The sequence below is a fragment of the Pseudomonas sp. LH1G9 genome, from assembly GCF_002949975.1.
Lineage (GTDB): Bacteria > Pseudomonadota > Gammaproteobacteria > Pseudomonadales > Pseudomonadaceae > Aquipseudomonas > Aquipseudomonas veronii.
The window spans coordinates 1,091,206-1,105,083 of the sequence record NZ_CP026880.1; the positions used below are offsets into that span (position 1 = coordinate 1,091,206).

Consider the following 13,878-nt stretch of genomic DNA (forward strand, 5'->3'; position numbering starts at 1 on the left):
TTGGCCTCATCGGGGGCAAGCCCCCTCCCACAGTGATCGCATTGTGTCTGAAAGCATGCGGTCAATTTTGGGAGGGGGCTTGCCCCCGATAGCGGTCTCAGCGGTTCACAGCAACCGGCTTGGAACGCTCAGCCCGCTTGCTCAACTGCTCGAACACCGACGGATACGCCGGCCGTTCCACATACCGCCCGGCACCGCGTTCGGCGCGCAGGTCGCCGTCGGCCCAGACCAGCTTGCCCTGGCTGATGGTGTGGCTCGGCACGCCGCGCACGGTCTTGCCTTCGAAGATGTTGAAGTCGACGTTCTGGTGGTGGGTCTTGGCGGAAATCGTGCGCGTGCCCTCGGGGTCCCACAGCACCAGGTCGGCATCGGCACCGACGCGGATTGCGCCTTTGCGCGGGTAGAGGTTGAAGATCTTCGCGGTGTTGGTGGAGGTCAGCGCGACGAACGCCTGCATCGACAGGCGCCCGGTGTTGACCCCTTCATCCCACAACAGCGCCATGCGGTCTTCGATACCGGCGGTGCCGTTGGGGATCTTGCTGAAATCGTCACGCCCGGCGGCTTTTTGCTCGGCGCAGAAGCAGCAGTGGTCGGTGGCGGTGGTGTGCAGGTTGCCGGATTGCAGGCCATGCCACAGCGCCTCTTGATGCCCGCGCGGGCGGAACGGCGGGCTCATCACGTAGCCGGCGGCGGTCTGCCAGTCGGGGTGGCGGTAGACGCTGTCGTCCAGCAGCAAATGCCCGGCGAGCACTTCGCCGTACACCGCCTGGCCCTTGCCGCGCGCATAGGTGATTTCATCCAGCGCCTCTTTGGTCGAGACGTGTACCAGGTACAACGGCGTGCCGATGGTCTCGGCGATACGGATCGCGCGGCTGGCCGCTTCGCCCTCGACCTGGGACGGACGCGACAGCGGGTGCGCTTCCGGCCCGGTGATGCCCTGGGCCATCAGCTTGCGTTGCAGGTGATATACCAACTCGCCGTTTTCCGCATGCACGGTGGGTACCGCGCCCAGCTCCAGGCAGCGTTCGAAGCTGGCCACCAGGGTATCGTCGGCCGCCATGATCGCGTTCTTGTAGGCCATGAAATGCTTGAAGCTGTTGACGCCGTGATGGCTGACCAGCTCGGCCATTTCCTCGCGCACCTGCTCGCTCCACCAGGTGATCGCCACGTGAAAGCCATAGTCGGCCGCCGACTTCTGCGCCCAGCCGCGCCATTGGTGAAAGGCTTCGAGCAAGGATTGCTGTGGGTTGGGAATCACAAAGTCGATGATCGAGGTGGTGCCCCCCGCCAGACCCGCCGCCGTGCCGCTGAAAAAATCCTCACTGGCCACGGTGCCCATGAAGGGCAGTTGCATATGGGTGTGCGGGTCGATGCCGCCGGGCATCAAGTATTGGCCGCTGCCATCGAGTACTTCGGTGCCAGCGGGAATATCCAGGCCCGTGCCAATCGCGCGAATCAGACCGTCTGCGCATAAAACATCGGCGCGGTAACTTTCGTCGTGGGTAATGATGGTGGCGCCACGGATCAACAGCGACATGTCGAGTTCCTCACAGGCTTGACCGGCTGGTGCCAGTTCTAAGTGTTGTAGTTGTTTTCAGCGCAGGCTTGGTAAAAACCTGTCATCGGTGACAGGAATAGAAACTAGCCGGTGTTTTTAGAATGAGCAAGAAGATTTTTCCTACGCTTAGTTGTGTTTTAACTAATTGAAATATAAGGATAAAAAATTAAAATCACCAAAATGTGGCGACTGATCACCATTTTGACGCACTTGACAGGTTCCAAATATGAACAACATTTCTTATTGCAAATCAGGCGCTTGAGACATGCCGCTTGACGGCGGCGGTAAATAAAAATAATTGTGTTGCACCAGATTGAGTCCTGAACGTTCGGACAACTTGCGCGTTATCCAGCCTGCGTCACGCGGCAAGTACCGAAGGACTCATCGGCGTTTGAAATAAAGCTGATAAACATCAGCGAGTTATATATGCGGTGCAGGGTCAGGGCGGGTTGTCGGCACGTTTATTGAGTGCAGTGGCGGCTGGCCGGACCCTTGATGTCATGTTGTTTACGAGGTACTCCGGCCACCTGCACCGACCTTGCAGGTGAGCAACAATAATTCGAAAAAACCGTGGAGCGGCCATGCAACAGAACAGATCGCAAGTTATTGAACGCAACGGCCTGTACGAACTCGACGCCGGCCCCGACGTCCTCGACAGCCCTCGCTACAACCACGACATGGCACCGACCAAGGTGCATGAACGCACGTGGAACAAGTGGCACATCACCGCGCTGTGGGTCGGCATGTCGATCTGCGTGCCCACCTACACGCTGGGCGGGGTGCTTACCGCGTACTTCGGTTTGTCGGTGGGCGAGGCGCTGATGGCGATCCTCCTGGCCAATATCGTGGTGCTGATCCCGCTGACCCTCAACGCCTTCCCCGGTACCAAGTACGGCATTCCGTTCCCGGTGTTGCTGCGTTCGTCGTTCGGCATCCTCGGTTCCAACGTGCCGTGCCTGATCCGAGCGCTGGTGGCGTGCGGCTGGTTCGGCATCCAGACCATGTTCGGCGGGCTGGCGATTCACCTGTTCCTGGGCTCGATTTTCGAGGGGTGGAAGGCCTTGGGCGGCACCGGTGAGGTGATCGGCTTCATGATCTTCTGGACCCTCAACCTGTGGGTGGTGCTGCGCGGCGCCGAGTCGATCAAGCGCCTGGAAACCCTGTCGGCACCGCTGCTGGTGGCGGTGGGCATTGGCCTGCTGGTGTGGGCGATGCCGAACGTGTCCCTCAGCGAGTTGATGGCGATCCCGCCCAAACGCCCCGAAGGTGCAAGCCTGACCGGTTACTTCATGGCCGGCCTGACCGCGATGGTGGGGTTCTGGGCCACCTTGTCGCTGAATATTCCCGACTTCAGCCGCTACGCCAAGAGCCAGAAGGACCAGATCCTCGGGCAGATTTTCGGCCTGCCGCTGACCATGTTCCTGTTCGCCGCCCTCGGTGTGATCATGACCGCCGCGTCGGTGAAGCTGGTGGGCGTCAGCGTGTCCGACCCGGTGACGCTGATCGGGCATATCCAGAGCCCGGTGTGGGTCGCCGTGGCCATGGCATTGATCATCGTCGCCACCTTGTCCACCAACACGGCGGCGAACATCGTGTCGCCCACCAACGACTTCCAGAACATTGCGCCCAAGCTGATCAACCGCACTTCGGCAGTGATTCTCACCGGCCTGGTGGGGTTGGTGTTGATGGGCCACGAGCTGCTGAAGAAGCTCGGGCTGATCGTTTCCGATGTGAGCCTGGAGACGGTGTATTCCAACTGGTTGCTCGGCTATTCCAGCCTGCTGGGGCCGATCGCCGGGATCATGGTGGTGGACTACTTCATCACGCGCAAACAGCGCCTGGACCTCGCCGGTTTGTACCGTGACGACGTGTACCCGGCGTGGAACTGGAGCGGGTTTGTCGCGTTTGGCGTGCCGGTGGTGCTGACCTTGCTGTCATTGGGCAGCGACGTGTTCAGCTGGTTCTACAGCTATGGCTGGTTTACCGGTTCGGCGTTGGGCGGCGTGTTGTATTACGGCCTGAATGCCAGGCGTGGCCTGACGCCGATGCCGGCCAAATCCCTGCTGTAACGCGATGGCATGCAGTCAAACAGGTGGTCATTCCACCACTGCATGGGTGACTGACCCACTGCAATCGGGAGCAAGCCCCCTCCCACCTTTGAACTGCATTCCATTCATAACATGTAGCCTGAGGAGATCCCCATGAACGCTGCCCTGGACGTTCTGCAATCGACCCATCAGCACATCAACCGCGACCGTTTGTGGCAGTCGTTGATGGAGCTGGCCAAGCTCGGCGCCACCGCCAAGGGCGGCGTGTGCCGCCTGGCCCTCACTGACCTCGACCGCCAGGCCCGCGACCTGTTCGTGCAATGGTGCGAAGAGGCCGGGTGCAGCGTGACCGTCGACGGTATCGGCAACATCTTCGCCCGTCGCCCCGGGCGTAACCCCGACCTGCCGCCAGTGATGACCGGCAGCCATATCGACACCCAGCCCACCGGTGGCAAGTTCGATGGCTGCTTCGGCGTGCTGGCCGGTGTGGAAGTGTTGCGCACCCTCAACGACCTCAAGGTGCAAACCGAGGCGCCGCTGGAAGTGGTGGTGTGGACCAACGAAGAGGGCTCACGCTTCCCGCCGTGCATGATGGGCTCGGGGGTGTTTGCCGAGAAATTCAGCCTGGCCGACACCCTCGCCAAGGTCGATGCGCAGGGTATCAGCGTCGGCGCGGCACTGAATGCGATCGGCTATGCGGGGACGCGGTCGGAGAGTGGGCACAAAGTCGGCGCCTATTTCGAGGCACATATCGAACAGGGGCCGATTCTTGAGGATGAAAAGAAAACCATCGGCGTGGTGCTCGGTGCCCTCGGGCAAAAGTGGTTCGACTTGACCCTGCGCGGCGTTGAAGCCCACGCGGGGCCGACGCCGATGCACCTGCGCAAGGACGCCCTGGTCGGCGCGGCCGCCGTGGTCGCAGCGGTGAATGCGGCGGCATTGGGGCATCAGCCGCATGCGTGTGGCACTGTCGGTTGTTTGCAGGCTTATCCGGGCTCACGCAACGTCATCCCGGGTGAAGTGCGTATGACCCTGGACTTCCGCCACCTGGAACCGGCGCGCTTGGATTCGATGATCGGCCAGGTACGCCAGGTGATCGACGAGACCTGCGCCAAGCATGGGTTGAGTTTTGAAATGACACCCACCGCCGACTTCCCGCCGCTGTATTTCGACAAGGGTTGCGTCGACGCAGTGCGCGATGCGGCGAATGGGTTGGGGTTGTCGAACATGGACATCGTCAGCGGGGCAGGGCACGACGCGATCTTCGTCGCCGAACTCGGCCCGGCGGGGATGATCTTCGTGCCATGCGAAGGCGGCATCAGCCACAACGAAATCGAAAACGCCGCGCCGGATGACCTGGCGGCGGGGTGTGCGGTGTTGTTGCGGGCGATGGTGGCCGCCTCGGCCGCCATTGCCAGCGGCAAACGCGCGGCCTGAAATGCGGTAAAACCTGTGGGAGGGGGCTTGCTCGCGATGGCGGTGGGTCAGTTACAGATAAGCTGGCTGAACCACTGCTATCGGGAGCAAGCTCCCTCCCACATGGGTTTTGCGGTGTTCATACATTGTGTGTCTGGCGCAGGATCAGTGTGGGAGGTAGCTTGCTCCCGATAGCAGTGGTTCAGCCGATACACATGTGATTGACCCACCGCCATCGCGAGCAAGCCCCCCCCTCCCACAGTTGAACTGTGTCTATACCCAAATGGCATCCCACAACGGGTAGTCGCCAATCCGGCTAACCAATCCCGCCCGCAATGGATTGGCCACCACATACCTGGCCATTTTCACCAGGTCGTCTTCCTTGCGCAGTGCCCTGTCATGGAAACTTTCCTGCCAAAGCCGCCCCTTGCGTCCGCTCGCACCGTTGACGCTCCGTGTGCTTTTGGACTTCACCTGGCGCATCAGGTCAGCCAGCGAACCTTTTTTCAGTTCGAGCAGCCAATGGAAATGGTCCGGCATGATCACCCATGCCTGGGAGTTCGCCAGCCCTTGGTACTGAGCTAATCGAAACTGCCAGACCACCAAGCGACCGAGATGGAAATTCTTGAATATCGGGATGCGTTCGTGGGTGTTGGTGGTGATGAGGTAGATACGGTTGGGTTCGCTGAATCGGCCGATACGCAGGCGGTGTGAAGCGGGTAAGTCGGGCATTCCCTGGCCTCTCTCTGGGTGTGTTTTGAGAGGCTAGATGGGTGAACTGCAGGTTGAAGGGCAGGCTTTTGGCAGGATGTGTCTGTGCGAACGCTATCGGGAGCAAGCTCCCTCCCACATGGGATCTGCGGTGTTCATACATTGTGTGTCTGGCGCCGGACCAGTGTGGGATGGGCTTGAATCCTCCCACATGGGCTCTGCGGTGTTCATACATTGTGTGTCTGGCGCCGGACCAGTGTGGGGTTGGCTTGAATCCTCCCACATGGGATCTGCGGTGTTCATACATTGTGTGTCTGGCGCCGGACCAGTGTGGGATGGGCTTGAATCCTCCCACATGGGCTCTGCGGTGTTCATACATTGTGTGTCTGGCGCCGGACCAGTGTGGGGTTGGCTTGAATCCTCCCACATGGGTTCTGCGGTGTTCATGCATTGTGTGTCTGGCGCCGGACCAGTGTGGGAGGGGGCTTGCCCCCGATGAGGCCGGAACTGACGCCGCCGCTATCACAGCAATACCGCGTACCGACACGCCAATGACAGTGATTACACAGCAGTGACCGTGTTTCTCAACAGTCGGCCGGAAGACTGAATGTGCGCTGGATCGGTCGGTGATGTCTGGCTGATCCAGCCTCATCAAAGCCAAACCAGCTCCCACCTTTGAGCTGGTTTGCACAAAAAAAGCGTCAGGCGCCAGGTTGCCAGCCGCCGCCCAGCGCGGTGACCAGCCCCACACTCGCCTGCAACTGCCGTGTCTGCACCGCCTGCAAGGTCCGCTGTGCCTGTAACGCCGCTGTCTGCGCGGTCACTACATCCAGATAGCTCACCGCGCCGGCCTGGTAGCTGTTCATCGCCAACGTTTGCGTATGCTGCGCCGCATCTGCCGCGGCCTGTTCATCCTGTGCCTCCTGCTGCAAATCCCTCAGTTGCGCCAGGTTGTCTTCGACCTCGCGCACGGCTTTCAGTACCTGGCTGCGGTACTGTGCCGAGGCTTGTTCGAACTCGGCCTTGGCCTGGCGTTCGTTGGCGCTCAAGCGACCGCCATCGAAGATCGGCAAGTTCATCAGCGGCCCCAGCGCCCAATACCGATTGCCCGCCGACAGTAAATTCCCCACGCCTTGGGTCTGCCCGCCAATCAACCCGGTCAGACTGAAATCCGGGTACCACGCGGCCTTGGCCACGCCGATATTTGCGTTGGCCGCAAACACTCGGCGCTCTGCCGCCGCAATATCCGGGCGACGTTGCAGCAGGTGGCTCGGCAGTTGCGACGGAATCCCCGGCAGGGCGATCAGTTGTTGGCTCGCCGGCAGTGTGAAGTCGCTGGCCGCCACGCCAACCAGTTCACCGATGGCATGCTCGGTGAGGTTGCGTTGCCCGCGCACTTCATCCAGTTGCGCCTTGGCTTGGGCGAGCTGGTTTTGCGCGCGGGTCAGGTCCAGTTCCGAAGCAATCTGGCCCTCGTAGCGGCTGCGGGTCAGTTGCAGGGCCTGGCTGAAATCCTCCAGCGAGCTGTTGAGAATCCGACTTTGCGCATCCAACCCATTGAGCTGCACGTACAAGGTCGCCAACTGATGCTGCAAGCTCAAGCGCGCCACCGCCAGATCGTCGCCCGACGCTTGCGCCTGCGCATCACCCGCCGCCACCTGGTTGCGGATTTTGCCCCACAGGTCCAAGTCGTAGCTCAACGAAAACCCCGCCGTGTTGCTGTTGTAAACCGACGGCTGCGTGGTGCCGCGCAGCGGACGCAAGTCGGATTGGCGCTGACGCAGCGGTTGTGCGCTGGCGGTGATCTGCGGGAACAGCCCGGCATGCAATTGGCTGGCATACGCCTGGGATGCATCGAAGTGCGCCAGCGCTGCCGCCAGGTCCGGGTTGGCCTTGAGCAATTGCTGTTGCAGCTGATCCAGGCGCGGTTCGCGGTAGAGCGTCCACCACTGCGGCGCCAGTTGGTCGGACGGCTGCGCGCTGTGCCAGGGGCCATCGCTGGTCTGTTCGCGATAGTTGGCCGGCAGGTCGATCGCCGGCACGTTGTAGGTCGGTGCCAGCGAGCAACCTTGCAACGCCAGCAGCATCACCGCAGCAAGCGGTTTAAGCCTTGGGCGCATGGGCACCTCCGGAGGCGTCGGCCAGTTGCACGGGGTCGCCTTCGCGCAGGGCGTCGGGCGGGTTGTCGACCACGCGGTCGGCGGGTTTCAGGCCCTGGTCGATCACCAGGCGTTCGCCCAGGTCCAGGCCGATATGGATGGCCTGCAGGTGTATGTGGTTTTGCGCATCCAGCACCGCGACCTGGGTGCCTTGGGCACGGAAGATCAGCGCGCTGGCCGGGATGCTCACGCCATGGGTGTCTGCCGGAATCGGCAGGGTCGCTTCGGCGTAATCGCCCGGCAGCAACTCGCCGTTGGGGTTGTCGGCGACAAACTGCGCGAGCAGGGTGCCGGAGCGACGGTCGATGGCGGTGGAGTCGCCGATCAGGTGCGCCTTGAAGTGTTCGCCGGGGTGCTCGGGAACACTCAGCTCGGCTTCAAGCCCGGGGTGGATGACGGCCGCATAGTTCTGCGGCACCGGCACGTAGAGGCGCAACTGGTGGGTGTCGGCGATGTTGAACAGCTCCGGGTCGCTGTCGGTATCGGCCTTGATCAACTGGCCGATGTCGGTGTTGCGCGCAGTGATGGTGCCGGCGAACGGCGCGCGGATAGTCTTGTAGCTTTCCAGCGCCGACAAGCGCGCGTAATCGGCAGCGGCGGCTTCGGCGTTGGCTTTGGCCGCTGCGGCGTTGGAGGTTTTTTCATCGGCCTCCTGGCGCGACACCGAATGGCTGGCCAGCAGGTTTTGCCAACGTGTCGCGGTGGTGGCGGCCAGCCGCGCATTGGCCTGTTGCTGCACCAGCCGCGCATGGGTCTGCGCCAGTTGTTGATCGAGATCGGGGCTGTCGATTTCGGCGAGGATTTGCCCGGCTTTGACCTGGCTGCCGATGTCGACTTTCCAGTCCTTCAAGTAGCCGCTGACCCGCGCATGGATCGGCGCCTTGCTCCAGGCTTCAAGGTGAGCGGGCAGGCGCAGGGTGTCACCGGCCACGTTCTGCTGCGGCTGGAACACCATCACCTGCGGCACGGCGGCGGTTTCGGTCCAGGCGGTGACGGAGCGTTCGTGCATTGTGCGGGCGTACAGGCCGTTGGCGACCAGCAGGGCGGCCAGGGTCAGGCCGCCGACACCCATGAGCATCAGACGCTTGCGCGAGGGTTTGTGATCAGACGACATGGGGCGTTTCTCCAACAGTTGCGCGAGTAGGCTGACGACCGTGGACCAGGCTGAAGACCACGGGAACAAATAACAGGGTGGCGGTGGTGGCGAGGATCAGGCCACCGATCACGGCGCGGCCGAGCGGCGCGTTCTGCTCCTCGGACAAGGCCAGCGGCAGCATGCCGATGATCATCGCCAGGGCGGTCATGCACACCGGACGAAAGCGCGTGTAGCCGGCTTCCAGTGCGGCCTTGAGCGCATCGCCATGTTCGGCCAGGCGTTCCCGGCAGAAGCTCACCACCAGGATCGAGTTGGCGGTGGCCACGCCCATGCACAGGATGGCCCCGGTCAACGCCGGCACCGACAACGACGTGCCGCTGAGGAACAGCATCCACACGATCCCCGCCAATGCCGCCGGCAACGCGGTGATGATCACGAACGGGTCGACCCACGACTGGAAGTTGACCACGATCAGCAGGTAGATCAGCACCACCGCGCCGAGCAGGCCGACGCTCAAACCGCTGAAGGCTTCATGCAGCGCATCGATCTGCCCGTGCAGGCTGATCGTCGCGCCTTTGGGGCGCATGGACGCGGTGTCGTCCAGCACTTTTTGCACGTCGCGGGCCACGCCACCGAGGTCGCGGCCTTGCACGTTGGCGTAGAGGTCCAGGGTCGGCTCGATGTTGTAGTGGGTCACCACCGCCGGGCTTTGCACGCGGGAGATGCTGGCCACGCCGCCGAGGATTTGCGATTGGCCATCGGCACCGGTCACCGGCAGCGCTTCCAGCGCCGGCAGGCTGTCGAGGCGGTATTGCGGGGTGGCGGCGACGATGGAATAGGACACGCCGTTGGCCGGGTTGAGCCAGAACGTCGGCGCGGTTTGCGAGCTGCCGGCCAGCGACGCGACCATGCTGTTGGTCACATCGCGCTCGGTGATGCCCAGGCCGTTGGCGCGCAGGCGGTCGACATTCACTTGCAGCGACGGGTAGCCGGTGGACTGCTGGATGCGCAGGTCGGCGATGCCCGGTACGTGTTGCAGACGGCGTTCCAGTTCCACGGCGTAGGCGCGGTTTTCGGCATCGCTGCGCCCGGAGATTTTCACGTCCAGCGGCGCCGGCGCGCCGAAGTTGAGGATCTGGCTGCTGATGTCCGCCGGCAGGAACGCAAAGTGGCTGCCAGGGAAACTTTGCGGCAGCGCCTCACGCAGTTTTTTCACGTAGTCGGCGGTGGGCGCGTGGTGTTGTTTCAGGCTGACCTGGATATCGCCGTCCTGCGGGCCGATGGTGCCGCTGCTGCTGTAGGCCATGTCGATGCCGCTCAGCGGAATGCCGATATTGTCGACGATGGTGTCGAGTTCGTCGGCTGGAATCACTTCGCGTATCCGCGCCTCGATCCGGTCGAACGCCGCAGCGCTTTCCTCGATCCGCGTACCCAGCGGCAAACGCACATGCAGCGCCAGCGCCCCGGCGTCGGTGGCCGGGAAGAAATCCTGGCCCAGGCTGGGCAGCAGCAAAAACGAGGCGAGCACACAGGCTAAAAAGCCGACGATGAAGCGCTTGCGATTGCCCAGGGCCAACGTCAGCAGGCCATGGTAGGTGTCGCGGATGTTCGAGAAGTGCCGCTCGAAACCCTGCTGGAAATTCAGCACCGACTGCAGCACGGCATTGCGTGGTTTGGTGTGCTGCTCGCCTTCGTGGTGGTTGATGAACGCATCTTCCGGGTGGTGGCCGGTGCCCGGTTCCGGCGCGTGCGGCTTGAGCAGGTACATCGCCAATGTCGGCACCAGGGTGCGCGAGAGGATGAACGAGCTGGCCATGGCGAAGATCACCGCCAGGGCCATCGGCCGGAACAGGTACCCGGCGATGCCTTGCAGCAAGAACATCGGCACGAACACGATGCAGATGCACAGCAGGGAGACGAACGCCGGGCCGACGATCTGCGCGGCGCCGTCGAGGATCGCAGCCTTCACCGCCTTGCCCTGTTCCAGGTGCCAGTTGATGTTTTCGATGGTCACCGTGGCGTCGTCCACCAGAATCCCTACGGCCAACGCCAGCCCGCCGAGGGTCATCACGTTGAGGGTTTGCCCGCTGACCGCCAGCAGCGCGATGGCCGACAGCACCGCCAGGGGGATCGAGGCGGCGATGATCAGCGTCGAGCGCCAGCTGCCGAGGAACAGCAGGATCATCGCGCTGGTCAGCAGCGCGGCGATGATGCCCTCCTGGGCCACGCTGCCCACCGATTGTTTGACGAACACCGACGCATCGCCGAGCAATGAGGTCTTCAGCGACGGCGGCAGGGTTTCGTTGATGCGCGGCAGCATCTGGCGGATGCCGTCGATGATCGACAGGGTGGAGATGCTGCCGTTTTTCAACGCTGGCATCAGCACCGCGCGATGGCCGTCGACGCGCACGATGTTGGTCTGCGGTGGCGAACCGTCACGCACGTGGGCCACCTGGCCGATGGTGATCAGCGCACCGTCGACGGTCTTGATCGGCAGGTCGTTGAGTTCATCGATGGCCTTGGGGCTGTTGTTGAGCAGGATCGTGTATTCGTTGGGGCCGAGCTTGGCGGTGCCCACCGGGATGATCTGGTTCTGCAACGCCAGGGCATTGCCCACGTCCTGCGCCGACAAGCCTTTGGCGGCCAGCGCCTGCGGGTCGAGGTCGAGGGTGATCTGCCGCTGCTTGCCACCCATGGGCGTGGGCATGGCCAGGCCGGGCAGGGCGCTGAGGGGCAGGCGGATATTGTTCTGCACCAGGTCGCGGATCTTGGCTTCCGACAGTGTCGGGCTGGAGAACGCCATTTGCAGGATCGGCACCGTCGATGCGCTGTAATTGAGGATCAGCGGCGGCGTGATGCCGGGGGGCATTTGCTTGAGCACGGTTTGTGACACCGCTGTCACCTGGGCGTTGGCGGTGCGGATGTCGACGCCGGGCTGGAAGAAGATCTTGACGATGCCCATGCCCGGCAGGGATTGCGATTCGATGTGTTCGATGTCGTTGACGGTGGTGCTCAGGGAGCGTTCGTAGGTGTAGATCACCCGCCCGGCCATGGCGTCCGGCGACAGGCCGTTGTACTGCCAGACCACTGCAACGACGGGGATGCCGATATCGGGGAATACATCAGTGGGGGTTCGCAGGGCCGCCATCGGCCCGATGATGCAGATGAATATGGCCAACACGATAAACGTGTACGGCTTTTGCAGTGCGGTCTTTACCAGCCCGAGCATGCGTGAACCTCCGAGGGAGCAGGATTGCAAACCCCGGCAGTCTTGCCCGACCCACCTAACACGCACCTTTCAGCCAGGTGAAGGAAGATTTAGGTATGGGCTGAAGATCGTTTCATGTGTATTCATTTGTTCTACAAAGGGCGGCTCTCCAAGCTTGTGACCCATCGGATGCGATGCGTCTTTTAACTGAAATCCTTTGGAGTTCTGCCATGTCACTCAAACCTTTATTGCTGATTCCCGCCTTGAGCGCTGTGTTGTTACTGTCGGCCTGCGCCGGCCCGATGCCCAAAGCCGACCCCAGCGAAGCCTGGATCGGATTGAAAGAAGAAGCGCCGAATGACCTGATGGCCGAGCGCGTCGACGGCACACGCGTGGATGACGGGCGCTTTTTCGAAGTGCCGCCGGGAGCCCATCGTTTGGATGTGACGTTGTTCGAGGAAGAGCCGGGCGACGAAAACCAGCAGGACTGCCAGGGCCGCGTGGAGTACAAAGACTTCAAGGCGGGTGAGCACTACACCCTGATCGAATCCAGCCTGGGCACCACCGTGCGCGCATCGCTCTTGGATGGTCACGGTAAGGAAGTCGCGGCAACGCAGGACTTCAATTGCATGCCTGGCTAGGCGTGATGCACCGCCGTCTTGTGCGGCTTGGCGGATGCAGCCGGTTTGACGTGGGGGTGATGGTGCCGACGGGTAATGCGCAACACCCCCCACAACATGGCGGCAGCCACCGCGAGCCAACCGCAGATCAACAGGACAATCGTCGTTGCAAGGCTCATTCTGGCCTCCTTTCGCCCAGCAGGGCGCACACACAGTCTTCTCAATGGACAGTCTAGTCAGATGACGGTTGCCTGCTATTGACCAATGGTCGTGTCGATCCAACTTCTTTGCTCTATCCCGGGCGTTTTACTGCGGTTCAAGGCTATACCCGAGCTGAAGAGCGTCCTATGATCAGGGCCCTTACCGGCAGTTGATCAAGAGGGTAGAAAATTGCGGTTACGGTCCAACGTTACAACCTCCTTGCTGCTGGCCTGCACCCTGGGGCTCGCGGCCTGTTCCGGGCAGCCGTCGAAACTGCCGGGCCTGCCGGAGCGTGTCGAGCTCAATGGCGTGCCGACGTTTCGCAGCGACGCTTATCAAAGCGGTCCCACGGCGTTAGCCAGCATGCTGTCGCAACAAGGCATTGTCATGACACCGGGGTTGCTGGATAAGCCGCTGCACTTGCCGGGCGACGAAGCGAACCTGGAGCGCAACATGCAGGTGCTGGCCCGTGAATACGGGTTGATGGTGTATCCGCTCGACGCCAAGCTCACCTCGGTGCTGGCGCAGGTGAGCGCGGGTTACCCGGTGATGGCGCGGATCGGCGGCGGCCTGTTGTCCAGCACGCACTACGTGGTCGTGGTGGGTTTCAACCAGCAGAAAAGCACGGTGCTGCTGCGCTCAGGCATGGATCGGCGGTTGTTGATGAGCTTCAGTGACTTTGAGTCGAAGTGGAGCAGCGCCGGTCACTGGGCAATCCTCACCCAGCGCCCGAGCCAGTTGCCGGCCAATGTGGATACGCAGCGCTGGCGCGAAGCGGCCAATGCCACCGCGCAGGCCGGGCAAGAGCAGGCTGCGGCGCAGGCACTCAAGGTATTGGCCGAAAGAAAGTAAGACACACCG

General features: G+C 62.2%; 10 protein-coding genes. 4 read left to right on the forward strand and 6 right to left on the reverse strand.

Annotated features, from left to right (window positions below):
- Window positions 1-97: 97 nt before the first annotated feature.
- The gene (hydA, locus tag C5F70_RS05195) at window positions 98-1,537 is read right to left on the reverse strand and encodes a dihydropyrimidinase (RefSeq protein WP_046382829.1); all 1,440 of its coding nucleotides are present in this window, start codon (window positions 1,535-1,537) and stop codon (window positions 98-100) included.
- A 602-nt stretch (window positions 1,538-2,139) separates the two neighbouring features.
- Between hydA and C5F70_RS05200 the strand changes: the two genes are divergently transcribed.
- Together C5F70_RS05200 and C5F70_RS05205 are read left to right on the forward strand one after the other, a co-directional pair.
- Window positions 2,140-3,627, forward strand: coding sequence for an NCS1 family nucleobase:cation symporter-1 (locus C5F70_RS05200; RefSeq protein WP_046485631.1), 1,488 nt, complete (start codon window positions 2,140-2,142; stop codon window positions 3,625-3,627).
- Window positions 3,628-3,759: 132 nt separating this feature from the next.
- Complete coding sequence (locus tag C5F70_RS05205) at window positions 3,760-5,043, forward strand: Zn-dependent hydrolase (RefSeq protein ID WP_104902841.1); 1,284 nt, start codon at window positions 3,760-3,762, stop codon at window positions 5,041-5,043.
- Window positions 5,044-5,295: 252 nt separating this feature from the next.
- Here C5F70_RS05205 and C5F70_RS05210 read toward each other — a convergent pair whose 3' ends face one another.
- The 4 genes from C5F70_RS05210 to C5F70_RS05225 all read right to left on the reverse strand — a co-directional run bounded on the left by C5F70_RS05210 (window position 5,296) and on the right by C5F70_RS05225 (window position 12,217).
- A complete protein-coding gene (locus C5F70_RS05210; RefSeq protein WP_104902842.1) occupies window positions 5,296-5,754 on the reverse strand; it encodes a transposase in 459 nt (152 codons plus the stop codon).
- 680 nt (window positions 5,755-6,434) lie between these two features.
- Entirely contained in the window at window positions 6,435-7,853 is a 1,419-nt protein-coding gene (locus tag C5F70_RS05215; RefSeq protein WP_104902843.1) for an efflux transporter outer membrane subunit, read from the reverse strand.
- Window positions 7,837-9,006, reverse strand: a complete 1,170-nt coding sequence (locus C5F70_RS05220) for an efflux RND transporter periplasmic adaptor subunit (RefSeq protein WP_046382834.1) — start codon at window positions 9,004-9,006, stop codon at window positions 7,837-7,839. The genes C5F70_RS05215 and C5F70_RS05220 overlap by 17 nt, the downstream gene beginning before the upstream one ends.
- Window positions 8,996-12,217: an efflux RND transporter permease subunit gene (locus tag C5F70_RS05225; RefSeq protein WP_017848228.1), complete on the reverse strand. Its 3,222-nt coding sequence runs from the start codon at window positions 12,215-12,217 to the stop codon at window positions 8,996-8,998. Before C5F70_RS05225 ends, C5F70_RS05220 begins: the two co-directional genes overlap by 11 nt.
- 209 nt (window positions 12,218-12,426) lie before the next feature.
- Here C5F70_RS05225 and C5F70_RS05230 point away from each other — a divergent pair, with 209 nt between their 5' ends.
- Window positions 12,427-12,837, forward strand: coding sequence for a hypothetical protein (locus C5F70_RS05230; RefSeq protein WP_104902844.1), 411 nt, complete (start codon window positions 12,427-12,429; stop codon window positions 12,835-12,837).
- Here C5F70_RS05230 and C5F70_RS30770 read toward each other — a convergent pair.
- Complete coding sequence (locus tag C5F70_RS30770; protein ID WP_167331319.1) at window positions 12,834-12,995, reverse strand: hypothetical protein; 162 nt, start codon at window positions 12,993-12,995, stop codon at window positions 12,834-12,836. The two genes, C5F70_RS05230 and C5F70_RS30770, sit on opposite strands and share 4 nt — an antisense overlap.
- A gap of 211 nt (window positions 12,996-13,206) precedes the next feature.
- Between C5F70_RS30770 and C5F70_RS05235 the strand changes: the two genes are divergently transcribed.
- Window positions 13,207-13,869 carry a C39 family peptidase gene (locus C5F70_RS05235; RefSeq protein WP_046382837.1) on the forward strand — a complete coding sequence of 221 codons (663 nt, stop codon included), beginning with the start codon at window positions 13,207-13,209 and terminating at the stop codon, window positions 13,867-13,869.
- Window positions 13,870-13,878: the final 9 nt, after the last annotated feature.

Coding starts and splice junctions, on each gene's coding strand:
- hydA (WP_046382829.1), bottom strand. CDS start 1,537: ATGTCGCTGTTGATCCGTGGCGCCACCATCATTACCCACGACGAAAGT.
- C5F70_RS05200 (WP_046485631.1), top strand. CDS start 2,140: ATGCAACAGAACAGATCGCAAGTTATTGAACGCAACGGCCTGTACGAA.
- C5F70_RS05205 (WP_104902841.1), top strand. CDS start 3,760: ATGAACGCTGCCCTGGACGTTCTGCAATCGACCCATCAGCACATCAAC.
- C5F70_RS05210 (WP_104902842.1), bottom strand. CDS start 5,754: ATGCCCGACTTACCCGCTTCACACCGCCTGCGTATCGGCCGATTCAGC.
- C5F70_RS05215 (WP_104902843.1), bottom strand. CDS start 7,853: ATGCGCCCAAGGCTTAAACCGCTTGCTGCGGTGATGCTGCTGGCGTTG.
- C5F70_RS05220 (WP_046382834.1), bottom strand. CDS start 9,006: ATGTCGTCTGATCACAAACCCTCGCGCAAGCGTCTGATGCTCATGGGT.
- C5F70_RS05225 (WP_017848228.1), bottom strand. CDS start 12,217: ATGCTCGGGCTGGTAAAGACCGCACTGCAAAAGCCGTACACGTTTATC.
- C5F70_RS05230 (WP_104902844.1), top strand. CDS start 12,427: ATGTCACTCAAACCTTTATTGCTGATTCCCGCCTTGAGCGCTGTGTTG.
- C5F70_RS30770 (WP_167331319.1), bottom strand. CDS start 12,995: ATGAGCCTTGCAACGACGATTGTCCTGTTGATCTGCGGTTGGCTCGCG.